The organism is Roseateles oligotrophus (genome assembly GCF_014204525.1).
In the GTDB taxonomy this organism is placed as follows: Bacteria; Pseudomonadota; Gammaproteobacteria; order Burkholderiales; family Burkholderiaceae_C; genus Paucibacter_A; species Paucibacter_A oligotrophus_A.
Genome location: NZ_JACHLP010000010.1, coordinates 1 through 21,216, shown reverse-complemented (window position 1 = coordinate 21,216; position 21,216 = coordinate 1). Strand labels below are relative to the sequence as shown.

General features: G+C 65.3%; 24 protein-coding genes. 17 read left to right on the top strand and 7 right to left on the bottom strand.

Features of this window, described 5'->3' with window-relative positions; translation table 11 throughout:
* The first annotated feature begins 51 nt into the window (after nucleotides 1–51).
* Nucleotides 52–837: a DeoR/GlpR family DNA-binding transcription regulator gene (locus HNP55_RS20280; RefSeq protein WP_246448560.1), complete on the top strand. Its 786-nt coding sequence runs from the start codon at nucleotides 52–54 to the stop codon at nucleotides 835–837.
* A 12-nt stretch (nucleotides 838–849) separates the two neighbouring features.
* Here the strand turns inward: HNP55_RS20280 and HNP55_RS20275 are convergent, their stop codons facing one another.
* Nucleotides 850–2,070, bottom strand: a complete 1,221-nt coding sequence (locus tag HNP55_RS20275; protein WP_184303630.1) for a rhodanese-like domain-containing protein — start codon at nucleotides 2,068–2,070, stop codon at nucleotides 850–852.
* A gap of 132 nt (nucleotides 2,071–2,202) precedes the next feature.
* Nucleotides 2,203–2,415 (bottom strand): hypothetical protein, encoded by a 213-nt coding sequence (locus tag HNP55_RS20270; protein WP_124454633.1) that lies wholly within the window; start codon nucleotides 2,413–2,415, stop codon nucleotides 2,203–2,205.
* A gap of 291 nt (nucleotides 2,416–2,706) precedes the next feature.
* Between HNP55_RS20270 and HNP55_RS20265 the strand changes: the two genes are divergently transcribed.
* Nucleotides 2,707–3,267: a thymidine kinase gene (locus HNP55_RS20265; RefSeq protein WP_184303628.1), complete on the top strand. Its 561-nt coding sequence runs from the start codon at nucleotides 2,707–2,709 to the stop codon at nucleotides 3,265–3,267.
* 79 nt (nucleotides 3,268–3,346) lie between these two features.
* On the opposite strand, the gene HNP55_RS20260 is transcribed toward HNP55_RS20265, so the two are convergent.
* Nucleotides 3,347–3,583, bottom strand: coding sequence for a hypothetical protein (locus HNP55_RS20260; RefSeq protein WP_124454629.1), 237 nt, complete (start codon nucleotides 3,581–3,583; stop codon nucleotides 3,347–3,349).
* Nucleotides 3,584–3,782: 199 nt separating this feature from the next.
* A complete protein-coding gene (locus tag HNP55_RS20255; protein ID WP_184303626.1) occupies nucleotides 3,783–4,541 on the bottom strand; it encodes an enoyl-CoA hydratase/isomerase family protein in 759 nt (252 codons plus the stop codon).
* 208 nt (nucleotides 4,542–4,749) lie between these two features.
* Between HNP55_RS20255 and HNP55_RS20250 the strand changes: the two genes are divergently transcribed.
* From HNP55_RS20250 to HNP55_RS20240, 3 genes are read left to right on the top strand one after another with little or no spacing between them, the layout of a single operon-like run.
* Nucleotides 4,750–5,787, top strand: coding sequence for a branched-chain amino acid ABC transporter permease (locus HNP55_RS20250; RefSeq protein WP_184303624.1), 1,038 nt, complete (start codon nucleotides 4,750–4,752; stop codon nucleotides 5,785–5,787).
* A gap of 14 nt (nucleotides 5,788–5,801) precedes the next feature.
* Nucleotides 5,802–7,580 (top strand): ABC transporter permease subunit, encoded by a 1,779-nt coding sequence (locus HNP55_RS20245; RefSeq protein ID WP_184303622.1) that lies wholly within the window; start codon nucleotides 5,802–5,804, stop codon nucleotides 7,578–7,580.
* A gap of 3 nt (nucleotides 7,581–7,583) precedes the next feature.
* Nucleotides 7,584–8,318: an ABC transporter ATP-binding protein gene (locus HNP55_RS20240; RefSeq protein WP_184303620.1), complete on the top strand. Its 735-nt coding sequence runs from the start codon at nucleotides 7,584–7,586 to the stop codon at nucleotides 8,316–8,318.
* Here the strand turns inward: HNP55_RS20240 and HNP55_RS20235 are convergent.
* The gene (locus HNP55_RS20235; protein WP_184303618.1) at nucleotides 8,315–9,403 is read right to left on the bottom strand and encodes a calcium:proton antiporter; all 1,089 of its coding nucleotides are present in this window, start codon (nucleotides 9,401–9,403) and stop codon (nucleotides 8,315–8,317) included. The two genes, HNP55_RS20240 and HNP55_RS20235, sit on opposite strands and share 4 nt — an antisense overlap.
* A gap of 81 nt (nucleotides 9,404–9,484) precedes the next feature.
* Here HNP55_RS20235 and HNP55_RS20230 point away from each other — a divergent pair, with 81 nt between their 5' ends.
* From HNP55_RS20230 to HNP55_RS20200, 7 genes are all read left to right on the top strand, one after another.
* On the top strand, nucleotides 9,485–9,949 hold the full coding sequence (locus HNP55_RS20230; protein WP_184303616.1) for a CreA family protein: 465 nt from the start codon (nucleotides 9,485–9,487) through the stop codon (nucleotides 9,947–9,949).
* A 56-nt stretch (nucleotides 9,950–10,005) separates the two neighbouring features.
* Complete coding sequence (locus HNP55_RS20225; protein WP_184303614.1) at nucleotides 10,006–10,608, top strand: hypothetical protein; 603 nt, start codon at nucleotides 10,006–10,008, stop codon at nucleotides 10,606–10,608.
* A 373-nt stretch (nucleotides 10,609–10,981) separates the two neighbouring features.
* Nucleotides 10,982–11,176, top strand: a complete 195-nt coding sequence (locus HNP55_RS20220; protein WP_184303613.1) for a hypothetical protein — start codon at nucleotides 10,982–10,984, stop codon at nucleotides 11,174–11,176.
* 39 nt (nucleotides 11,177–11,215) lie between these two features.
* Nucleotides 11,216–11,482 carry a hypothetical protein gene (locus tag HNP55_RS20215; RefSeq protein WP_184303611.1) on the top strand — a complete coding sequence of 89 codons (267 nt, stop codon included), beginning with the start codon at nucleotides 11,216–11,218 and terminating at the stop codon, nucleotides 11,480–11,482.
* A 178-nt stretch (nucleotides 11,483–11,660) separates the two neighbouring features.
* Complete coding sequence (locus tag HNP55_RS20210) at nucleotides 11,661–12,527, top strand: HDOD domain-containing protein (RefSeq protein ID WP_184303609.1); 867 nt, start codon at nucleotides 11,661–11,663, stop codon at nucleotides 12,525–12,527.
* Nucleotides 12,528–12,656: 129 nt separating this feature from the next.
* Nucleotides 12,657–13,490 carry an ABC transporter six-transmembrane domain-containing protein gene (locus HNP55_RS20205; RefSeq protein ID WP_184303607.1) on the top strand — a complete coding sequence of 278 codons (834 nt, stop codon included), beginning with the start codon at nucleotides 12,657–12,659 and terminating at the stop codon, nucleotides 13,488–13,490.
* A gap of 46 nt (nucleotides 13,491–13,536) precedes the next feature.
* A complete protein-coding gene (locus HNP55_RS20200; protein ID WP_184303605.1) occupies nucleotides 13,537–14,142 on the top strand; it encodes a methyltransferase domain-containing protein in 606 nt (201 codons plus the stop codon).
* A gap of 7 nt (nucleotides 14,143–14,149) precedes the next feature.
* On the opposite strand, the gene HNP55_RS20195 is transcribed toward HNP55_RS20200, so the two are convergent.
* The gene (locus tag HNP55_RS20195) at nucleotides 14,150–14,632 is read right to left on the bottom strand and encodes an Lrp/AsnC family transcriptional regulator (RefSeq protein ID WP_184303603.1); all 483 of its coding nucleotides are present in this window, start codon (nucleotides 14,630–14,632) and stop codon (nucleotides 14,150–14,152) included.
* A 119-nt stretch (nucleotides 14,633–14,751) separates the two neighbouring features.
* On the opposite strand from HNP55_RS20195, the gene hppD reads away from it, so the two are divergent.
* On the top strand, nucleotides 14,752–15,882 hold the full coding sequence (hppD, locus tag HNP55_RS20190; protein ID WP_184303601.1) for a 4-hydroxyphenylpyruvate dioxygenase: 1,131 nt from the start codon (nucleotides 14,752–14,754) through the stop codon (nucleotides 15,880–15,882).
* Between the two features lie 41 nt (nucleotides 15,883–15,923).
* Here the strand turns inward: hppD and HNP55_RS20185 are convergent, their stop codons facing one another.
* On the bottom strand, nucleotides 15,924–16,856 hold the full coding sequence (locus HNP55_RS20185) for an esterase/lipase family protein (RefSeq protein WP_184303599.1): 933 nt from the start codon (nucleotides 16,854–16,856) through the stop codon (nucleotides 15,924–15,926).
* Between the two features lie 55 nt (nucleotides 16,857–16,911).
* Between HNP55_RS20185 and HNP55_RS20180 the strand changes: the two genes are divergently transcribed.
* The 4 genes from HNP55_RS20180 (at nucleotide 16,912) to HNP55_RS20165 (ending at nucleotide 21,089) form a co-directional block, all read left to right on the top strand.
* Nucleotides 16,912–17,655, top strand: a complete 744-nt coding sequence (locus HNP55_RS20180; RefSeq protein ID WP_184303597.1) for an FFLEELY motif protein — start codon at nucleotides 16,912–16,914, stop codon at nucleotides 17,653–17,655.
* A 74-nt stretch (nucleotides 17,656–17,729) separates the two neighbouring features.
* Nucleotides 17,730–19,475: a long-chain-fatty-acid--CoA ligase gene (locus HNP55_RS20175; RefSeq protein WP_184303595.1), complete on the top strand. Its 1,746-nt coding sequence runs from the start codon at nucleotides 17,730–17,732 to the stop codon at nucleotides 19,473–19,475.
* A gap of 5 nt (nucleotides 19,476–19,480) precedes the next feature.
* On the top strand, nucleotides 19,481–20,449 hold the full coding sequence (locus tag HNP55_RS20170) for an MBL fold metallo-hydrolase (protein WP_184303593.1): 969 nt from the start codon (nucleotides 19,481–19,483) through the stop codon (nucleotides 20,447–20,449).
* Nucleotides 20,450–20,471: 22 nt separating this feature from the next.
* Nucleotides 20,472–21,089 (top strand): 2'-5' RNA ligase family protein, encoded by a 618-nt coding sequence (locus HNP55_RS20165; RefSeq protein WP_184303591.1) that lies wholly within the window; start codon nucleotides 20,472–20,474, stop codon nucleotides 21,087–21,089.
* Nucleotides 21,090–21,216: the final 127 nt, after the last annotated feature.

Sequence of the window (21,216 nt, the reverse complement as noted above, 5' to 3'; positions counted from 1 at the left end):
CGAGCCGCCCTTCTAATCCGGACGATGGACACCCGAGTCAGCCCGCCCGCCATGCACAAAGCCCCCATGTGGACGCCCGAAAGGCACGAAAGAATCATCGCCCTGCTGCACCAGCGCCAGCGCCTGACCACCGACGCTTTCGCGGCCGAACTGGGGGTTTCCAAAGAAACCATACGCCGCGACCTGATCGAGCTGGAGCACAGCGGCAAGCTCAGCCGGGTGCATGGCGGCGCCGTGCCCTGCAGCGCCGCCCCGGAAGCCAGTTATGCCGAGCGCACGGCCTTGTTCCTGCCCGAGAAGCGCGCCATTGCCGCCGCCGCGGCCGGCTTGATCGCCCCCGGCCAGTCCTGCTTCATCGACGCCGGCTCCACCACCCATGCCCTGGCCCAGGCCTTGCAAAACGCGCGCGATTTGCTCATCGTCACCAACTCCATAGCCGTGGCCAGCAGCCTGCGAGGCCACGCCGGTCTGCAAGTCCATCTGCTGGGCGGCAGCATGGCCCGCGATGTGCCCGCCACCTGCGGTGAAGCCACGCTGGCCGAGATTGCCCGCTACCGTCTGGACTGGGCCATCGCCTCGCCCACCGCCCTGCATCCCGAGCAAGGCGCGATGGACTATGACTGGCAGGAGGCCGCCGTGGCCCGCGCCATGATTGCCCAAGCCGGCCGCACGCTGCTGCTGGCCGATGCCAACAAGCTGGGCGGCAGCAGCCGGGTGCAGGTCTGCAGCAGCCAGCACATCGACTGCCTGGTGACCGATGCCCGCGCCGATCAGGCCCTGCTGGACAGGCTGGGCCAGGCCGGCGTCAAACGCATCGTCAGGGCCGGGCTCGCCTGAGCCGAGCGCGGATCAGGGCGTGGTTTCGATCTTGTAGCCCGCCGCCCGCCATTCGGGGAAGCCGCCACGGAACCAGAACACCTTGCTATGGCCGGCCTTCAGGGCAGCATGGCTGGCCTTGAAGCTCTTCCAGCATTCCGCCCCATTGCAGGCGAACACGAGTGGCTGGCTCTTGTCGGCCGGCAGCTTGGCCAGCTCGAACTTGTCGTCCTCGGCCTTGAAGTCCGCCTCCTTGGCGCTCTTCTCGCCATAGGGCAGCAGCTTGGCGCCGGCCATATGGCCGACCTTGTATTCGCTCTCGGGCCGGGTGTCGAACAACTGGGCGCCGCCTTGCAGCAACTTGGCCACGGCGGCGGCGTCCACCACCGTCGCGCCGGGCAGGGCGCGCGGCGTGAAATAGCCCAGGGTGGACACATACTCGAAGGCCTCGGCCGCCACCGGTTGCAGCTTCAGATGGGCCAGGGGCGAGTTGCCCGTGGCCGCGTTAAGCGTGCTGCGCAAGCCCTCCACCGAGGACAGGACGCCCGGCTTGATCGCCGCGCTGAGGCCGGGCACGGCCTTGCTCTGCATGACGGCCTTGAGCGGCTCGCCGCCGGCCTGCCAGCGCTCGAACACGCTGCGCTCCACCGCCACCACATCGCAGCGGCGAATCTGCAGGCAGACCAGCAAAGCATCCTGGTAACGGCTTTCCACCACGGCACTGAAATGCTTTTTGAGCGTGCTGTTGGCGGCATTGAGTTCGCCGCGCAGCAGATAGGTGACGACGCTGTCCTGCTGGGGCAGGCCCAGGCGTTTGCCGGCCGCATCGGCCAGGCTGTGGATGGGGCTGCTCTGCGGCGCGACCAAGACCGCCTGCACCGGCTTTTCCACCGTGGCCAGGGGCAGATAGCCATAGCGGATGGCGCTGCCCACCACATGGGCAGGGCCCACCACCAAATCGTTCAGGCGCGCACGGGTGGCGCTGAGGTCGGCCGTGGCGTCGCCGGACTGGCTGATCTGCAGGCCCAGGCCGCGCTCGCGGCGCAGGCCTTGCTCCAGGCCGGCCTTCCAGTCGCTGAACACCGAGTAGCGCGACTGCTCGGCCTGATCACCGGGGTTGATGACGATGCTAAAGGACTGGGCCTGGGCTGCCGCCCCCCCCAGCAGAGCGGCCAGGGCCAGCGCCAAAGGCTGTAACAGACTTGCGAAAGGCGGCGCGGAGCGGACGAAATAAGGGAAGGGGAAAAGCTTCATGCGCGCGAGTCTAGGTGAAGCGGCACGGCAAAAAGGCCGCGCAGTGGGCGGCCAAGGCATCGTTGGCGAAATAGATCTCAGTCGCGTGCGCCAAGCGCACCGAGCGCGAGAAATCGGACGGGAGCGCTGCCCTCAGGCCGCGTCTTTGGGCTTGGCGCAGGCGGGCTTGCACACCACCTCGGTACGCCCAAGCACACGCTTGGATTGCAGATTGCTGGGCGTGCGGTGCTTGCCGCATTTGAAGCAGGATCGGGTGTGGCCGCTGCCGAGGAAGGGAGAGCCACCGAGCTTGGACTCATAACGCAGGCCGTTGTCGCTCACGGCGGTGTAGGTGTCTTTGGTCATTGATGTCACTGGTTCGCGGAACAGACCACCGGCGCGAGGGGCACAAGTGGCGCAGATTGCCTTGACTACATTCATCCCTCCCGCGAATAGTAGGCTCGCGATCCGATCTTTGACTAGCTCGCTTGTCCCAGGTTTTGTCACAATCGCGGGCCGCCGGCCACTTAAACAGGGGGATTCGGCGGACCCGTCGCCGGCCAGCGGCTCAAGCGGCCGGAATTGCCTCTTTTTGCAGCAGGCAACCCGACCCGCAAGGCACATGCTTCCAGACACCCAGCCCAACGCCAATCGATCATGGCCAAACTGTTTTTCCGTTATGCGGCGATGAATGCCGGCAAGTCCACCGCGCTCTTGCAGGTCGCTTACAACTACGAGGAGCGTGGCCACCGGGTGCGCCTGTTCACCGCCCAGGTGGACGACCGCTATGGCCGCGGCCAGATCACCTCACGCCTGGGGCCGCAGCGCGAGGCCGAATTGTTTCAGCCCGACACCGATTTTCTGGCCCTGTTCCAGACCGGGGGCAAGGTCGCCTGCATCCTGATCGATGAGGCGCAGTTCCTGCAAAAAAACCAGGTCTGGGCCCTGCATGAGTTGGCCCATCTGCACAATGTGCCGGTCATTTGCTACGGCTTGCGCACCGACTTCCAAGGCGAGTTGTTCAGCGGCTCGGCCAGCCTGCTGGCCTTGGCCGACGAGATGGACGAGATGAAAACCATCTGCGACTGCGGCCGCAAGGCGACGATGAATATGCGAGTGGATGCCAATAACCGCAAAGTGACCGAAGGCCAGCAGGTCGAGATCGGCGGCAATGCGCGCTACCGCTCGGTGTGCGGCCGCTGCTTCAGGCAGAGCTGACGAGCGGCGCCGGCAAAAAAACAGGCCAGATCGCTCACGCGCTGGCCTGTTTTGCTGGAATGCTCAATTCAGGGCTGAATCAAGGCTTGGCCAGTTGTTCGTCCAGTTCCTTGCAGGAAGGGGCGCAAACGGGTTGAGACTTGCCCAAGAGCTTCTTGGACTTGAGCATCGCACGCGGACGATGTTTGCCGCACAAAAAGCACGACATGGTTGCTGCACCAAAGGATGAGGTCGCTGCAAACGGCGAGCCCGGTGCTTTAGAGCGGTAGCGCAGACCATCGGCTTCGATGGTCGTTTTAGTACTGTCCTTGGCCACGTTGGTCCTGATAGTGAGTTAATGAGAGTGCCAAAACGATCAGTTGCCCAGCTTTCCTCGACTGGGGAACATGACGCATGTGCCAACTCCTCTATTTTCCCACGTTCTGGGCTTGCATCGGGAACGGCTTTGGGCGACTTGCCCGCAGGCATGGCAGGGGATTCCCTGAGGCCAGCCCCAAAACCCCGTCAAACTGCACTCATCGCCCCATAAACCGGGGGGTTCGGCGCTCGCGCCAGGCGGCCACACCCTCGGCCAGATCGGCCGAGGCATTGGCCTGGGCGATATCGGCCTGCAAGTCCTGCAGGTCCAAAGCACCCCGGGCGATGGCGTTGAGATGCTTTTTCATGCCCAGCAGCGCCAGCGGCGCCATGGCCAGCAACTGATCCAGCATTTGCTGGGTGGCGGCCTCCAGATCGGCCGGCTCCTCCAGCAGGCGATCAAGAAATCCACAGGCCAGCATCTCGGGGCCACGCAGGGTCTCGCCCGCCAGCAGCACCCGCTTGGCCTGTTGCAGGCCCAGGCGGCTGACGTAGCGCTGCAAGCCGCCGCGATAGAAGTGCAGGCCAAATCTGGCCGCGGGTACAAACATCTCGCTGCGGGCCAGACCCAGGCGGAAGTCGCAGGCCAGGGCCAGATCGGTGGCGCCGCCGTAGACACCGCCCTGAATAGCGGCCACGGTGATGGGGCGGGCGGCCTCCCAGTCGTCCGACAAGGCCTCGAACAGGGCGCCCGCATCGACGCCGGGCACGGCAGCGATATTGAAGCCGCTGCAGAAATGCCGCCCCTCCCCCCGCAGCAGCAAGACACGGATCTGGGGGTTGGCGTTGATCTGGCGCAATTGCTCGCGCAGGGTTTGCAAATCCTCGATTTCCAGGCGGTTCGCCAGGCGCGGGCGGCGCAGGGTGATGCGGGCGAGGGAGCCGTCGAGCTCTAGGGTGGGGGCGTGTCCGGGCATAGGGAGCGAAAGCTTAGCATCCGGCCCGGAGCCGGCCCCCGAACCCGACGACGCCGGAGCAAACAAGGGCCCAAAGTATTTTCGCCCGACCGGTCGGACGGAAGTTTTGCGTTTTGTCAATGCGGCGCTGCACCAAGAGCTTAGTCCGAGTTTTTGATTAGAGTGGGTCAAACGCCGCCCGCCCCATCACCCGGAGACAGGTCTTTCCATGGATTTTTCAATCGCCAGCATCCTGATGCTCGACGGTCTGACCAATGGCGCGATTTATGCGCTGCTGGCCCTGGCCACGGTGCTCGTGTTCGCTGTGACACGCATCATCTTCATCCCCCAGGGCGAGTTCGTGGCCTTTGGCGCCCTGACCCTGGCCGGCCTGCAACTGGGCAAGACGCCGGGCACCATCGCCTTCCTGCTGAGCATGACGGCCCTGGTCGCCGTGCTGGACCTGGTCGCCGGCGTGCGTGCCGGCAAGCCTGTGGCCCATGTGCTGGGCCGTGTGCTGCGCGCGGCCATCGCGCCCGCGCTGATCGGCGGCCTGGCCTTGTGGGCCGCGCCGCAGCAGCTACCCCTGGTCCTGCAGGTGCTGCTGACCCTGGCCATCGTCACCGCCATGGGCCCCCTGCTCTACCGCCTGGCCTATGAATCTCTGGCCGACGCCTCGGTGCTGGTGCTGCTGATCGTCTCGGTGGGCGTGCACTTCGCCCTGACCGGCCTGGGCCTGGTGTTCTTTGGCGCCGAGGGCTCGCGCAACCCCAGCTTCTGGGACGCGTCTTTCAATCTGGGCCCGCTGCTGATCTCGGGTCAGACCTTGATCATCATCCTCAGCTCCCTGGCCCTGATCGTGATGCTGTGGCTGTTCTTCGAGCGCAGCCTCTACGGCAAGGCCTTGCGGGCCACGGCCGTGAACCAGTTGGGCGCACGCCTGATGGGCATCTCCAGCAGCTCGGCCGGGCGCCTGTCCTTCACGATGGCGGCCTTTATCGGCGCGCTGTCGGGCGTCTTGATCAGTCCCACGACCACGATTTTTTACGACAGCGGTTTTCTGATCGGCCTCAAGGGCTTTGTGGCCGCCGTCTTCGCCGGCCTGGCCAGCTACCCCGGCGCCGCCCTGGGCGCCGTGCTGGTGGGTCTGCTGGAGTCCTTCAGCTCCTTCTGGGCCAGCTCCTTCAAGGAGGTGATCGTGTTCACCTCCATCCTGCCCGTGCTGCTGTGGCGCTCGCTGCGCAATCCGCATTCAGAAGAGCATTGAGACGAGAGCCCGCAATGAACTTGAGAAAAATCGCTCCCCTGGCGGGTCTGGCCCTGCTGTTCGCCCTGCCGGTCCTGCCGGTGCCCGAGTTCTGGATCACCCAGCTCAACTACATCGGCCTGTTCGCCCTGGTCAGTGCCGGCCTGGTGCTGCTGACCGGCGTCGGCGGCCTCACCTCCTTCGGCCAGGCTGCTTTTGTGGGCCTGGGCGCCTACACCACCGCCGTGCTGTGCACGCATTACGCGCTCTCGCCTTGGGTCGGCCTGCTCGTCGGGCTGGCCATCACCGCCGTGATCGCCCTGATGCTGGCCTTGCTGACCCTGCGCATGTCGGGCCACTACCTGCCCCTGGCCACCATCGCCTGGGCGCTGAGCCTGAACTACACGATGGCCAATATGGAGTTCCTGGGCAAGTACGACGGCATCCAGGGCCTGCCACCCATCCATGCCCTGGGCATCAGCCTGCAGGACGGCCGGGCCATCTATTACCTGATCTGGGTGATCGCCCTGCTGGCGGCCTGGGGTTTGTGCAATCTGCTGGACTCGCGCCCGGGCCGCGCCATCCGCGCCCTCAACGGCGCCACCACCATGGCCGAGGCCATGGGCGTCTCGACCTTCCGCTACAAGGTGGTGATCTTTGTGCTGGCGGCCCTGCTGGCCTCGGTCTCGGGCTGGTTGTTCGCCCATCTGCAGCGCACCGTCAACCCCAGCCCCTTCGGCCTGAAGATGGGCATCGAATACCTCTTCATGGCCGTGGTCGGCGGTGTGGGCACGGTATGGGGTGCGTTTGTCGGCGCCGGCGTGTTCAAGATCATCGAGGACCAGCTGAAGGAAATCCTGCCCGCCCTGCTGGGCAGCAGCGGCAATTTCGAGATCATCGTGCTGGGCATCGTGCTGGTGCTCATCATCAAGTACGCGCCCAAAGGCATCTGGCCTTATGCCACGGCGGCCTTGGCGCGCTGGTTCCCGGCCGAGCAGCGCCAGCGCGACTGGCAGGACGCCGCCCCCCTGGCCACCCGCCCCAAGCCCGCCGCCAAGGAATTGCTGCTGGAGGTGGACAAGGTGCGCAAGCAGTTCGGCGGCCTGGTGGCGGTGAACGATGTGTCCTTCCAGATCCATGCCGGCGAGATCATCGGCCTGATCGGCCCCAACGGCGCGGGCAAGTCCACCACCTTCAATCTGATCTCGGGCCTGCTGCCGCTGAGCAGCGGCCAGGTCAGCTTCCGCGGCCAGGCCGTGGGCGGCAAGCCCTCGCGGGAGATTGCCCGCCTGGGCATGTCGCGCACCTTCCAGCATGTGAAGATGATTGCCGATATGACGGTGCTGGAGAACGTCGCCCTGGGCACTTATCTGCGCAGCGGCAAGGACACGCTGCAAGCCCTGCTGCGCCTGGACCGCGAGGAAGAAAAACGCCTGTTCGCCGAGGCCGAGCGCCAGTTGCAACGCATAGGCATGGGCGAGCAGATGTTCGAGCTGGCCGGCAACCTCGCCCTGGGCCCGCAGCGCCTGATGGAGATCGCGCGCGCCCTGTGCACCGACCCCGCCCTGCTGCTGCTCGATGAGCCCGCCGCCGGCCTGCGCCACAAGGAAAAGCAGGCCCTGGGCGATGTCTTGCGCCAGCTGCGCCAGGAGGGCATGAGCGTGCTGCTGGTGGAACACGATATGGAATTTGTGATGGGCCTGACCGACCGCATCGTCGTGATGGAATTCGGCACCAAGCTGATCGAGGGCGAGCCGGCGGTGATCCAGGCCAGCCCCATCGTGCGGGCCGCCTACCTCGGGACGGAGCACTGAAGCATGAAGAACGATTTACTGGAAGTCCAAGGCCTGCACGCCGGCTACGGCCGCGCCGAGGTGCTGAGCAATCTGAGCCTGCGCCTGCCCGAGGGCTCGGTCGTCACCGTCATCGGCCCCAATGGCGCGGGCAAGAGCACGACGCTGAACGCCTTGATGGGCGTCCTGCCGGCCAAGGGCCGTATCAGCCTGGCGGGCGAGGACATCAGCCGCCTGGGCCTGGAGGAGCGGGTGATGAAGGGCCTGGCCCTGGTGCCGGAAAAGCGCGAGCTCTTCACCACCATGAGCGTGGAGGACAACCTCGTCCTCGGCGGCTACCGCCCCATGCGCCTGGGCCAGCGTGACTGGCGCGAGGGCCTGGAAAAAGTCTTCGCCCTCTTCCCCCGCCTGCAGGAGCGGCGCGAGCAACTAGCGGGCACCTTGTCGGGCGGCGAGCGCCAGATGCTGGCCGTGGGCCGCGCGCTGATGGCCCAGCCCAAGGTCTTGATGCTGGACGAGCCCTCGCTGGGCCTGGCGCCGCTGATCGTCAAGGAGATCTTCCGCATCGTCGCGCGCCTGCGCGACACCGGGGTGTCCATCTTGCTGATTGAGCAGAACGCCCGCGCCGCGCTGGAGGTGGCCGACTACGGCTATGTGCTGGAGACCGGCGAGATCGGCCTGCAAGGCCCGGCCGCCGAGCTGGCCCGCGACCCGCGCGTGATCGAGACCTATCTGGGCACGGCCAAGAAGCTGGCCTAGGGCACGACGGCCAGGAACAGGAAGACGGCGAACAAGACCAGGTGCACGGCGCCATGCAGCACGGTGGCGCGGCCCGTGCCCAGGGTCAGGGTGCCGACGCCAAAGGTCAGCAGCAGCAGGATCATATGGGTTGGCGACAGGCCCAGCACCAGCGCCTGGGGCAGGAAAAAAGACAGCACGCCCACGGCCGGCACCGTCAGGCCTATGCTGGCGATGCCCGAGCCCAGGGCCAGGTTCAAGCTGGTCTGCAGGCGGTTGGCCCGCGCGGCCCGCACCGCCGCCAGGGTCTCGGGCAGCAAGACCAGCAGCGCGATGATCACGCCCACCACCGCCAGCGGAGCGCCGGCCTGGCGCACGCCGGCCTCGATCGCCGGCGCCAGCAATTTGGCCAGGCCCACCACGCCCACCAAGCAAGTCATCAGCAAGACCAGGCTGAGCAGGGCCACCGGCGTGGAGGGCGGCGGTGCATGGGCGTCGCCGTCCGCGCCGTCGGCGGGCAGAAAGTAATCGCGATGTCGCACGGTCTGCACAAACACAAACACGCCGTAAAGCAGCAGCGAGGCCGCGCCGGCGAAGGCCAGTTGCGCGTTCGAGAAGGTCGGCCCCGGCGAGCTGGTGGTGAAGCTGGGCAGCACCAGGGTCAGCACGCTGAGCGCCACCAGCACCGCCAGGGCCGGGCTGGTGCCCTCGACCTTGAAGGCCACCTCTTTGTAGCGCACGCCGCCCAGCAAGATGCACAGGCCGACGATGCCGTTGCAGACAATCATGATGGCCGAGAACACCGTGTCGCGCGCCAGGGCATTGCTGCCCTCGCCGCCGGCCAGCATCAGGGAGACGATCAGCGCCACCTCGATCACCGTCACCGCCACCGCCAGCAACAAGGAGCCCAGCGGCTCACCCACCCGGTGCGCCACCACCTCGGCGTGGTGGACGGCGGCCAGCACCGCGGCGACCAAGGCCAGAGACACCAGGCCCAAGAGCCAGGCCGACAAATTGGCGGCCCCCAGCCCCAACAACAAGCCCGCAGCAAGCACCGGGGCAATCAGAGTCCAGATGGGCAAGGCGGCGGGCAGTTTTTTGATCATGGCGCAAGCATAAAGGCAAGCGCCGGCGCCGCACCATCTGGCTGATACTGGCGTTTCTTGATTCAGCCTTGGACGCCACGTATGAAAAAGATTCTGTTCCTGACCGCCCTGCTGCTGTGCCGCCAAGTCCAGGCCGACGCGGTGGGCGAGGTCGACACCGTGTTCAAGCTGATTGGCCCGGACCACAAAATCGTCGTCGACGCCTACGACGACCCCAAGGTGCAGGGCGTCAGCTGCTATGTCTCGCGAGCCAAGACGGGCGGCATCTCGGGCGCACTGGGCCTGGCCGAGGACAAGTCCGAAGCCTCCATCGCCTGCCGCCAGACCGGCCCCATCAGCTTCAGCAAGCCCCTGCCCCGGCAGGAAGAGGTGTTCAGCGAGCGCGCCAGCCTGGTGTTCAAGCGCCTGCGCGTGGTCCGCATGGTGGACGCCAAGCGCAACACCCTGGTCTATCTGACCTACTCCGACCGCGTGATCGAAGGCTCGCCACAGAACAGCGTGACCGCCGTGCCGGTGGACCGGGCCACGCCCATCCCGCTGAAGTAAGGGCAAGCCAAGCGCCAGAGAAAAGGGGCGGATCAACAAGGCTTTATCATTCGCCCATGTCATCCGCGCCCGTGGACGTCGCCCAGCTCCGTTTGGACAATGCGATGCTCCTGTTTGAAGAATTCGTCGCCGTCTCCGTCAAGCACCCCGATCCCGCCACCTTGCGTGGGCTGGAGCGGCGCTTCGCCGAGCGTTTGCAAATCCAGCCCAGCTATTGGAGCCAGATCAAGAGCCGCTCGCGCCAGATCGGCGAGCGCCTGGCCCGCCAGTTCGAGCAGCTCTTCCACAAGCCGCCCTACTGGATGGATCAGCCGCATGGCGCGGCCAAATCCGGCCAGGACGGGGCGCTCGCCGCGGCGGCAGACCAGACGCCCAGCATGCCGCAGGATGATGATGAACGCTTTATCGTCGGCCTGGTGCTCACCTACTACCGCCGCCACCCCCAGCGCGCCCGCAGCCGTCTGCTGGATCTGCTGGGCGAGGTGCTGACGCCGCCCGCAGCAAGCGCTAGCCCGACCCCGCCGGCCCGGGCCGGCAAGACCGAGAGGCCCGTGGCCATCGGCGCTGCGGCGCAGCCGGCCAAGGCCGCCCCCGACGAGCTGGACGACTGGCGGCGCCTGCAACAAGGCATCGCGCCACTCAAACCCAAGAAGCGCTGAACCCGGTCCGGCATGCCGGTTTCTGGCATTCTTTATCTTTTTGGATAAAAACAACTTGCGCTTGATAAACAAATGTTTATCATCTGCGCAAGTTGTGACGAAACTCGTTGCAACGAGGTTTCTCCCCCTGCACCACCGCCCCTCCGGCCTTGCGCTGAGCGGGGCTTGACCGTCCGCCGACCCGCTGCATCTTTGTCTCCAGCGCAGCTTGGGCGGACGCCGCTCCCCAGCCCCACGGGGCTTGCATCAGAAGTACTCCCAGGCAGGCCAGGGCCTAGCGAGTGCTGATACCCGTATTTTTCCGCTGCCGCGCCGCAGTCGCGCTGCCGCATTGCCCAAACCGCACAGGCACGCCCGTGCCAGGAGTTGTTTTATGCCTCAATTCGTCTCACCCCGCCCCCAAGCCCAGCGCTTGCTCAAACCTCGCAATCCCCTGGTCGCCCCGGCGCTGATGCGCCTGGCCGGCCGCCACGGCGGACCGCAGACCAAGGGCAAGCAGCGCCAGAGCGCCCAGCGCGATCTGCAAAAGCAAATTCAAACCCTGGGCTCGCCGGACGGCGGGCCCTGACAAGACGGCGCCCAAGGCGCGCCGTAAAGGAGAGTAATCATGTTGAGAGTGAGAGATTTGCACGGCGTACACGACGGCGCCGAGGCCTGTGAACTGAGCCATGAGGCCTGGCGCCTGCGCCTGGTGCGCAGCCTGCTGTGGGCCAGCGCCGCCCTGACCTGTTGGGCCTGCCGCTTGAGTCTGCGCAGCGGCCGCCGGGGCCGCCGCCCCGAGCTGGAGTTCTACGGTGAGGCCGCCGCGCCCGAGGGGGCTTTGTATGTGGACGGCCAGTTGTTTGGCAGCTTGCCCGGGGTGAAGCGCCTGTGATGAAGCCGCCCTGCCGACCCAGTTGAGGCGGCAGGGCCCCAAGCCAAGCAGGCCGCCTGGATTGCCCAGCTTCCACCCGGCTTTTTCACCGACCGCGCCCATCCATCTCAGCGAAGCTATGCACATCCATGCTCCGAGCCTGCCCAGCACCCGCAGTTGCCGACTCACCTCTGCCGCCATGACCGCCTCTTCCGCAAGCCCTCTGCCCACCCTCGCCCTGCGGGCGCCTTTGCCCGATCTGGCCGCCTGGGTGGCGCAGTTCGCTACGGCCGAGATCCCCGTGCTGGCCGAGACCGCGGACCATCTGGAGCTGCTGCGCAGCAATGAGGATGCGGCCGATGCCAATAACTTGGGCGAGATGATTGCCAGCGACCCGCTGATGAGCTTGAAGGTCCTGGCCCATATCGCCCAGCAGCGCGCGACGCAGCCCTCGGCCCGCCTGCAAACCGATGCCGAGACCGTCATCGCCGCCCTGGTGCTGATGGGCATCACGCCCTTCTTCCGCGCCTTCGGCCCGCAGCCCGTCGTCGAGGACAGGCTGGCCGCCCAGCCCTGGGCCTTGCAAGGCCTGCAGCGGGTGCTGCGCCGCGCCGAGCGCGCCTCACGCCTGGCGCTGGGCTTTGCCGTCCATCGCCTGGACCCAGACGCGCCGGTGATTCACAGCGCCGCCTTGCTGCACGACTTTGCCGAGATGCTGCTATGGGTGCATGCCCCCGAGCTGGCGCAGGACATACGCCAGCGCCAGCTCGCCGACCGCCAGTTGCGCAGCGCCGAGGTGCAGCGCGCCGTGCTGAATATCGAGCTGAGCGATCTGGAGCAGGCCTTGATGGCGGAGTGGCATCTGCCCGAGCTGCTGCAACACATCACCGACGACAAGCGCGCCCATGATCCGCAGGTGCGCTGCGTCAAGCTGGCCGTACGCCTGGCTCGCCACACGGCCGATGGCTGGGACGACGAGGCCATCCCCGATGATGTGAGCGAGATTGCCGAGCTGCTCAATCTGAGCACCGAGGCGACACTCACGCTTCTGCACGAATTCGACTGAGCTCGAATTCCCCAAACTCCGCCGCCGCCCCCATCTCGGCTCGCTCGGCTTGGCCCGTCGTCGGACAGGCTGGCACTTGCTCGCCTCGAGCCAGCCGACCATGCCGCACTTTCATCCCCAAACCTAGCCATGCGACCGAGTCAAATCTTCCGCGCCCATCGCGCCAGCATCAGCCTGAGTTACGGCCTGACCGTGGCCGAGAAGGTCTGTCTGCTGGCCCTGCCCGCCCTGACCGGCCTGGCCATCGACGCCCTGCTGGAGCGCTCCCCCTGGGGTCTGCTCAGCCTGGTCCTGGTCTGGCTGGCCCAGCTCTTCTTCGGCTGGGCCCGCCAGTGTTACGACACCCGTGTGTTCAGCGGCATCTATGCCGAGCTGGCGCAGCACACGGCCGTGGGGCAGTCGGAGCGCGGCGAAAGCCTCAGCCGCATTGCCGGCCGCGTGGGCCTGGCGCGTGAGGTGGTGGGGTTTTTCGAGCTCGAGTTACCGGCCATCGCACAAAACCTGCTGGCGGTGATCGGCTCGCTGGTGATGGTGTTTGGCTATGACAGAGAGGCGGGCTGGATCGCGGCCTGCGTCCTGCTGCCCATGGGCGCGGCCAATTACTGGAACGGCCGCAAGGCGGCCCGCCTGCAGCGAGCCTTGAACAGCCAGATCGAACGCGAGGTCGATGCCCTGGCCTCTGCGCAAGCGCCGCGCCTGCGCCGGCATTTCAGCCTGCTGCGGCGTTGGCGAGTGGCGCTCTCGGACGGCCAGGCCGGCGTCTGGGCCATCACCGAAGGCGCCAGCGTGGCGGCCCTGGCCTTCATGCTCTGGGACTTCACCCATTCGCCCGCCTTCAGCGCCGGCGCGGCCTATGCCTTGATCGCCTATATGCGCGGCTTTCTGGATGGGCTCAACGACATGCCTTATGTGGTGAGCAATCTCTTGAGCCTGCGCGATGTATTGCGGCGGCTGCAAGCCTGAGCTTGATGCGACACTGGCCCACCCCACGATTTCAAGCGAGGCAAACATGGCAGGCCCTAACCAAGACTTCTGGCGCGAGCGCTTTGCCAGCGGACAAACCGCCTGGGACCGCGGCAGCCCCCACCCACAATTGCTGGATTGGCTGGCCGAGGGCCTGATCAAGCCAGGCCCGCGGGTGGTCGTGCCCGGCTGCGGGCGCGGCCATGAGCTGGTGGCCTTGGGCCAGGCCGGTGTGACCGCGCTTGGCCTGGACTACACGCCCGCTGCGGTAGAAATAGCCCGCGCCAATCTGGGCCGCTTGCCCGGCGCGGTGGAGCAGGCCGATGTCTTGCAATGGCAGGCGCCCGAGCCGCTGGACATCGTCTACGAGCAGACCTGCTTGTGCGCCCTGCACCCCGATCAATGGCAACGCTACGCCGCGCAGTTGCACCGCTGGCTCAAGCCGGGCGGATCGCTGCTGGCGCTGTTCATGCAGGCCCGGCGCGACAGCAGCGCCCAGGGCTTTGTCGAAGGCCCGCCCTACCACGGCGATATCAACGCCATGCGTGCTCTCTTCCCCGCCACGCAATGGGACTGGCCGGCACCGCCCTACGCCACGCATGCGCACAGCCAGGGCTGGTTTGAGCTGGCCGTGGTCTTGCGCCGGCGCTAACTTCGCATCACACCGGCACGGCGGTGGTGTTCTTCAACCGCTCCAGCACAAAGCTGGTCTTGCAGTCCTGCACGCTGGGGTGCTTGAGCAGGGTCTCGGTGATGAAGCGGGCGTAATGCGCCATGTCTTGCACAACAACGCGCAGCAGATAGTCCATCTCGCCCGTCAGGGCCGCGCATTCCACCACCTCGGGCCAGGTCTGCACGGCGGCGCGGAACAGGTCCATGGGATTGCGCTTGTGGCTCTCGGTCAGCTTCTCCAGCCGCACATTGATGTAAGCCGTCAGGCCCAGGCCCACCTTCTCGGGCGGCACCAGGGCCACATAGGCGGCGATGGCGCCCGACTCCTCCAGACGCCGCACCCGCCGCAGCACCGCCGAGGCCGAGAGATTGACCTGCTCGGCCAGGGCGTCGTAAGTGACGCGCCCGTCAAGCTGCAACGCCCTCAAAATGCGCCTATCAATCGTATCGAGCTGTACTTCGCTTCCCATGGCCTGAATTCTCGCAGTATTCCTGCGCACGGCGCCGGGCCTGCGCCCGAGTTCGCATGATTCCTGCGCCCCCTGCCGCCTACAGTCTTGACCTATCGCAAACAAGTCTGGAGACAAGCATGGCATTCACTCCCTGGGACAATCCCATGGGCACCGACGGTTTCGAGTTCATCGAATTCGCCGCCCCCAACCCCGCCGAACTGGGCCAGCTGTTTGAAACCATGGGCTTCACCGCCGTGGCCAGGCACCGCCACAAGAACGTGACGCTCTACCGCCAAGGCGGTGTCAACTTCATCATCAATGCCGAGGCCGATTCCTTTGCCCAGCGCTTCGCGCGCCTGCATGGCCCCTCCATCTGCGCCATCGCCTTCCGCGTCAAGGACGCCGCCCAGGCCTACCACCGCGCCCTGGAGTTAGGCGCCTGGGGCTTTGACAACAAGGCCGGCCCGATGGAGCTGAACATCCCGGCCATCAAGGGCATCGGCGACTCGCTGATCTACTTCGTGGACCGCTGGCAAGGCAAGGATGACGCGCCCCAAGGCGCCATCGGCAATATCAGCATCTATGACGTGGACTTCGTGCCCCTGCTCGGCGCCGATGGCAAGGCCGTGGACGCCAATCCGCAAGGCCATGGCCTGACCTATATCGACCACCTGACGCACAACGTCTTCCGCGGCCGCATGAAGGAATGGGCGGAGTTCTACGAGCGCCTGTTCAACTTCCGCGAGGTGCGCTACTTCGACATCGAAGGCAAGCTGACCGGCCTGAAGAGCAAGGCCATGACCAGCCCCTGCGGCAAGATCCGCATCCCCATCAACGAGAGCAGCGACGACAAGAGCCAGATCGCCGAGTACCTGCATCTGTATAGCGGTGAGGGCATCCAGCACGTGGCCCTGGGCACCGACCACATCTACCGCACCGTCGAGGGCATGAAGAACACGGGCGTGGTGTTCCAGGACACCATAGACACCTATTTCGACCTGATCGACAAGCGCCTGCCCGGCCATGGCGAGCCGGTGGACGAGCTGCGCCGCCTGCGCATCCTGATCGACGGCGCGGCCCATCTGGACGCACCTAACGAGCTGCTGCTGCAGATCTTCACCAAGGAGGTGATCGGGCCCATCTTCTTCGAGCTGATCCAGCGCAAGGGCAATGAGGGCTTTGGCGAAGGCAATTTCAAGGCATTGTTCGAAAGCATCGAGCTGGACCAGATCCGCCGCGGCGTCTTGAAGGAAGACGAGAAGGCTTAATCCCCCAGGCGTCTCCTTCAACGCCCTGCAGCGCCCCGCGCTCAGGGCGTTTTTTCATGCTCGGGCCGGAGCAAGAGCTGCAGCAGATCATCCAGGACCCGAGGCTCGAACACCATGGCCAGATGGCCGATGGCCTGCAGCTCCATGGCTTGCGATCCCGGCAGCACGGCGGTCTGGGCCGGGCACACCATCTGGTCGCAGCGGCTGAAGTAGCAGTCGAACTGGGCGCCCAGCTCGGCCGCCTCCTGTGCGGCCAGCTCGCGCAGCCAGGGGCTGTCCGGCCGCATCTGGCGCGCATTGGTCGCTGGCGAGAACTGCGCCAGCAAGGTGCCGCCGTGCGGCGTCCCCAGGGTCATCACACGCCGCACCCGATCGGGCCCGCCATGGCGGCGCCACCAGGCCCGTATCGCCATGCCCCCCATGCTGTGCCCCACCAGCACCGGCGCTTGCCCGCCACAGGCGGCGCTGAGGCGCTGAACGGCGGCCTCGATGGGCTCGGCATAGTGGTCGATGGAGCCAAACAGCGGCTCCAGGCTCAGCGCCATGCAGGGATGGCCCTCGGCCTGCAGCCGCCGCATCCAGGCGGCCCACAGGCCGCGATTGCAGGCAAAGCCATGCACCAGCAAGACACCGCGGCGAGTCGCGGCATTGGCGGGGAGGAAGTCGGGCACCGCATGCTCGGCAAAGGGCAGCAGCCCGGACAGCACATGCTCGCTGACCGGCAGCTCCCGCCACCAGGCCCGCAAGAGCTGGGCCCAGCTCGGCGCCTGAGCGTGCCCCGCGCCCCTGCCACGATTGATCCAGCGCAGGGCCAGGAAGTTGGGCAGCAAGACAATCGGGTAGGCAAAGAACAGCAGCAAGGCCAGCAAAACACCCAAGCCAGGCCGGCCGCCCTGCCAGCAAAAGGCCAGGACGGCCGCACTGAAAACAAGGCGCAGCAAGAGCAGCGATCTGAGCATCCATGCGTTGTTCATGCCGGCAGTGTAGGAGGGGCGGGCACAATGGCTTCACCACTTTGACGCCCAAGCCATGGAATTAGATGCTTCTGCCGACGGCATATTGACCCAGCTGCAAGAGGTCGAAAGGCAGCGCAGCCTGCGCGAGTGCCAGCCCTCGCTGGCGACGCGGGTCGAGGCGCTGAAGCACTACCAGCAGCAGCGCTTTGCCAGGACTTATGCCGATCTGCTGGCCAGCAGCCGCTATGCGCAAGCCACCCGCTTCTTTCTGCAGGAGTTGTACGGGCCGGGCGACTTCAGCCGGCGTGACGCGCAGTTCGCGCGCGTGGTGCCGGCCCTGGTGCGCATCTTCCCCAGCGAGGTGGTGAACACGGTCGCCAAGCTGGCCCATCTGCATGCCTTGTCCGAAACACTGGACACCCGCATGGCCCAGCTGCTGGGCAGCGAGCGGCTGAACCCGCTGCACTACGCCCAGGCCTGGCAGGCTTGCGGCGAGGCGGAGAGCCGCATGAGGCAGATCGCGCTAACGCTGGATGTTGGCGCATCCCTGGAGCAGCTGACCCGCAAGCCCTTGCTACGCCAGGCCCTGCGCATGATGCGGGGTCCGGCCACGGCGGCCGGCCTGCCGGAGCTGCAGAACTTCCTGGAAAGCGGCTTCGACACCTTCAAGGCCATGCAGGGCGCGCAGGAATTTCTGCAAACGATTCGGCAGCGCGAAACGCTGCTGGCCCAAGCCTTGTTTGCACCGGAGGCGCTGACCAGGCTGGCGGGTAAGAGCTGTCCCGCAGGTGACGATCCCCTAGGGCAATTACCCTAGCCGTCAACCGGCCTGCCCGGCCACCATGCCCGGAGATGGCTTCGCCATCGCCCGAACAAGAAAAGATCGGAGCCATGGTGCCGCACACGCAAGCAATCCTCGACCAAGCCCAGACAAGCCCGTCACCGAGAAGCTCGGCCGCCAAACCCTGGCTGCAAAGCTATCCACCTGGCGTCGCCGCTGAGATAGACCTCAGCGCTACCGGCTCTCTGGTTGAGCTGCTGGAAGAGTCATTCCGCAAATACGCCGCCCGCGATGCGGCGGAATGCATGGGCCAGCGCCTCAGCTATGGCCAGGTCGATGAGCAGTCCCGCGCCCTCGGCGCCTGGCTGCAAAACCAAGGCCTGACCAAGGGTGCGCGGGTGGCCATCATGATGCCCAATGTGCTGCAGTACATGGTGGCGATTGCCGCCATCCTGCGGGCCGGCTTCATCGTGGTCAACGCCAACCCGCTCTACACGCCGCGCGAATTGGCCCATCAGCTGCAGGACTCGGGGGCCGAGGCCATCATCGTGCTGGAAAACTTCGCCGCCACACTGGCCGAGGTCATTGCACAGACCCAGCTGCGCCACGTCGTGCTGGCCTCGCTGGGCGATCAGCTCAGTTGGTGGCGCGGCCCGCTGGTGAACTTCGCCGTTCGCCACGTGAAGAAGATGGTGCCGGAATTCCGCCTGCCCCTGGATGGCGGCCGCAACGTGACCCGCTTCAACAAGGCCCTGGAACAAGGCCGCGGCCTGAACCTCAAGAAGGAAACCTTGGGCCCCAAGGACATCGCCTTCCTGCAGTACACCGGCGGCACCACCGGCGTTTCCAAAGGGGCCACCCTGCTGCACAGCAATGTGGTGGCGAATATCTTGCAAAGCGAGGCCTGGTTCGCGCCCACGCTCACAGAGCTGGGCGACAAACCCCTGACCACCGTCTGTGCCCTGCCCCTGTATCACATCTTCGCCCTGACGGCCTGCTATATGCTCGGCGCGCGCTTGGGGCTGATGAATCTGCTGATCCCCAACCCACGCGACATCCCGGGCTTCATCAGCACCTTGCAAAACCACAAAGTCCACATCTTCCCGGCCGTGAACACCTTGTTCAATGCCCTGGCCAATGACGCGCAGTTTGCCCGTTTGGACTTCAGCGAGCTGCTGATCTCCAACGGCGGCGGCATGGCGGTACAGCAGGCCACTGCCGAGAAGTGGCTGCGCATCACCGGCTGCCCGGTGGTGGAAGGTTATGGCCTGTCGGAGACCTCGCCGGTGGCCACCATCAACCGCCTGGATCTGAAGAACTTCAATGGCTCCATCGGCCTGCCCGTACCGTCGACCGAGATCGCCATTCGCGATGACGAGGGCCGCGATGTGGCCTTGGGCGAGCGGGGTGAAATCTGCATCCGCGGCCCCCAGGTGATGGCGGGCTACTGGAACCGGCCGGACGAGACGGCCCTGGTGATGTACGCGGACGGCTTCTTCAAGAGCGGGGACATCGGCATCATGGACGCACAGGGTTATGTGCGCATCGTCGACCGTAAAAAAGACATGATTCTGGTCTCGGGCTTCAATGTCTATCCGACCGAGATCGAGCAGCTCATCAGCCTGCACCCCGGCGTGCTGGAATGCGCGGCGGTGGGCGTGCCCGATGCCCGCTCCGGCGAAGCCGTCAAACTCTTTGTGGTGAAGAGCGACCCGGCCCTGGCCGAGGAAGACCTCAGTGCTTACTGCCTCGATCAGCTGACCGCCTACAAGCGCCCCAAATACATCGAGTTCCGCGACGAGCTGCCCAAGAGCAATGTGGGGAAAATCCTGCGGCGCGAATTGCGCAGCAACTGAGTGGAATGAGCAGCATCCCGACCTTAGGCCAAGCGAGCTTGCTCCCACCAGACATCACCCTGCTGGAGCGCGGCTGGCTCTCATCCAATTCCCTGCTTCTGCATGACGAGAACCAAGGCGCCGTCCTGGTCGACAGCGGCTACGGCAGCCATCAGGAGCAAACCCTGGCCCTGGTTCAACATGCCCTGAGCCCTCGCCCACAGCCAAGCCTGCGCCTGATAGCAAATACTCACCTGCATTCCGATCATTGTGGTGGCAACGCCTTGCTCAGCCAGCGCTTTGGCTGCGAGATCGCAATCCCGCCAGGCGAGTTCGACGCGGCGCTGAACTGGGATCAGCAAAAACTCAGCTACGAATCCACCGGCCAGCAGTGCCCGCGTTTCAAGCCTGATCAAATCCTCCACCCAGGGTCCCTCATCAAGCAAGGCGAGCGCCAATGGCAGGTGATGGCAGCCCCCGGGCATGACCCGCATTCCGTCATCTTGTTTGAGCCCGAGTCGGGCGTCCTGGTCTCGGCCGACGCGCTGTGGGAACACGGCTTCGGCATCGTCTTCCCCGCCATCAAGGGCGAAGAATTGGCGGCCGAACAAGGCTTTGCCGAGGTCGAGGCCAGCCTCGATCTGATCGCCAGCCTACCGGCGCGCCTGGTCATCCCAGGCCACGGCCCGGCCTTCAACGATCTTGCCGGCGCACTGCAGCGCGCCCACAAAAAACTGGACTACTTCAGAAAAAATCCCATGCGGCACGCGCGGCACGCGGCCAAGGCCTTGATCATGTTCCGTCTGTTGGAAGTCGGATCACAGCCACGCCACAGCTTTGTTGATGGGCTGATCAAGACACCGGTGCATCAGGCCCTGTGGCGGGCCTACTTCTCCCGCCTCGATACCGGGGCTTGGACGGAGGAACTGCTGACAGAATTGTCGCATCACGGCGCCCTGAAACTGAGCCCCGAGATGGAACTGTCCGCCTGCTGACCCACCATCGATTCACATCACCATGCCCTCGCAGCTGAATCTGCCTGGCTTTGATCCTGAAGCTGCAAGACCCGTCAAACCCCTGGTCAGGCCGCAGGGAATACATAGCTTCAAACACAAGCTATTCTTCGCCATCTTCCCTGCGCCAGAAGATGCCAGACGCATTCTTCAAAGGGCGGAGAGCCTGCGCCAGCAGCATCGATTCACAGAGGAGTTGATCGAAGCCGAGCGCCTGCACATCACCTTGCAAGTGCTGGGGGACTATGTGGAGCAAATCCCAGTTCAGCACATCGAGGCGGCCCTCCAAGCCGCTGCGCGCATTCGGACGCCGAGTTTCGCACTAGAGCTCGACCACGCATTGAGCTTCCAGGGCAGCGGTGCCTTTGTGTTCAGCGACAAAAAGCGAGAAAGCCCCTTCGCCACCTTCCGCAGGAACTTGGTGCAAGAGTTGACACGGCAAGGCTTCCCACCCCACCCTGGGGGCACTCCCCATATGACGCTGCTCTACAGCCATCATCACCTGATCGCCGAAGCGGCGATTCGCCCCCTGCACTTCCACGTCAAGGACTTTGCACTGATCCACAGCCACACAGGCAAACACTGGCACGAGGAATTGGGGCGCTGGAATTTGAGTGTTTAAACCAAGCCTCGAATTGACTGCTGAATTCAATTCCCCAAAGCAAAAACCCCCAACTCTCGCGAGCTGGGGGTTTTGACTTTGATATTAGCCTGACGATGACCTACTTTCACACGGGAATCCGCACTAT

Bases quoted from the DNA above. Each gene is read 5' to 3' on its own strand.
- HNP55_RS20280 (WP_246448560.1), top strand. From the start codon at position 52: ATGCACAAAGCCCCCATGTGGACGCCCGAAAGGCACGAAAGAATCATC.
- HNP55_RS20275 (WP_184303630.1), bottom strand. From the start codon at position 2,070: ATGAAGCTTTTCCCCTTCCCTTATTTCGTCCGCTCCGCGCCGCCTTTC.
- HNP55_RS20270 (WP_124454633.1), bottom strand. From the start codon at position 2,415: ATGACCAAAGACACCTACACCGCCGTGAGCGACAACGGCCTGCGTTAT.
- HNP55_RS20265 (WP_184303628.1), top strand. From the start codon at position 2,707: ATGGCCAAACTGTTTTTCCGTTATGCGGCGATGAATGCCGGCAAGTCC.
- HNP55_RS20255 (WP_184303626.1), bottom strand. From the start codon at position 4,541: ATGCCCGGACACGCCCCCACCCTAGAGCTCGACGGCTCCCTCGCCCGC.
- HNP55_RS20250 (WP_184303624.1), top strand. From the start codon at position 4,750: ATGGATTTTTCAATCGCCAGCATCCTGATGCTCGACGGTCTGACCAAT.
- HNP55_RS20245 (WP_184303622.1), top strand. From the start codon at position 5,802: ATGAACTTGAGAAAAATCGCTCCCCTGGCGGGTCTGGCCCTGCTGTTC.
- HNP55_RS20240 (WP_184303620.1), top strand. From the start codon at position 7,584: ATGAAGAACGATTTACTGGAAGTCCAAGGCCTGCACGCCGGCTACGGC.
- HNP55_RS20235 (WP_184303618.1), bottom strand. From the start codon at position 9,403: ATGATCAAAAAACTGCCCGCCGCCTTGCCCATCTGGACTCTGATTGCC.
- HNP55_RS20230 (WP_184303616.1), top strand. From the start codon at position 9,485: ATGAAAAAGATTCTGTTCCTGACCGCCCTGCTGCTGTGCCGCCAAGTC.
- HNP55_RS20225 (WP_184303614.1), top strand. From the start codon at position 10,006: ATGTCATCCGCGCCCGTGGACGTCGCCCAGCTCCGTTTGGACAATGCG.
- HNP55_RS20220 (WP_184303613.1), top strand. From the start codon at position 10,982: ATGCCTCAATTCGTCTCACCCCGCCCCCAAGCCCAGCGCTTGCTCAAA.
- HNP55_RS20215 (WP_184303611.1), top strand. From the start codon at position 11,216: ATGTTGAGAGTGAGAGATTTGCACGGCGTACACGACGGCGCCGAGGCC.
- HNP55_RS20210 (WP_184303609.1), top strand. From the start codon at position 11,661: ATGACCGCCTCTTCCGCAAGCCCTCTGCCCACCCTCGCCCTGCGGGCG.
- HNP55_RS20205 (WP_184303607.1), top strand. From the start codon at position 12,657: ATGCGACCGAGTCAAATCTTCCGCGCCCATCGCGCCAGCATCAGCCTG.
- HNP55_RS20200 (WP_184303605.1), top strand. From the start codon at position 13,537: ATGGCAGGCCCTAACCAAGACTTCTGGCGCGAGCGCTTTGCCAGCGGA.
- HNP55_RS20195 (WP_184303603.1), bottom strand. From the start codon at position 14,632: ATGGGAAGCGAAGTACAGCTCGATACGATTGATAGGCGCATTTTGAGG.
- hppD (WP_184303601.1), top strand. From the start codon at position 14,752: ATGGCATTCACTCCCTGGGACAATCCCATGGGCACCGACGGTTTCGAG.
- HNP55_RS20185 (WP_184303599.1), bottom strand. From the start codon at position 16,856: ATGAACAACGCATGGATGCTCAGATCGCTGCTCTTGCTGCGCCTTGTT.
- HNP55_RS20180 (WP_184303597.1), top strand. From the start codon at position 16,912: ATGGAATTAGATGCTTCTGCCGACGGCATATTGACCCAGCTGCAAGAG.
- HNP55_RS20175 (WP_184303595.1), top strand. From the start codon at position 17,730: ATGGTGCCGCACACGCAAGCAATCCTCGACCAAGCCCAGACAAGCCCG.
- HNP55_RS20170 (WP_184303593.1), top strand. From the start codon at position 19,481: ATGAGCAGCATCCCGACCTTAGGCCAAGCGAGCTTGCTCCCACCAGAC.
- HNP55_RS20165 (WP_184303591.1), top strand. From the start codon at position 20,472: ATGCCCTCGCAGCTGAATCTGCCTGGCTTTGATCCTGAAGCTGCAAGA.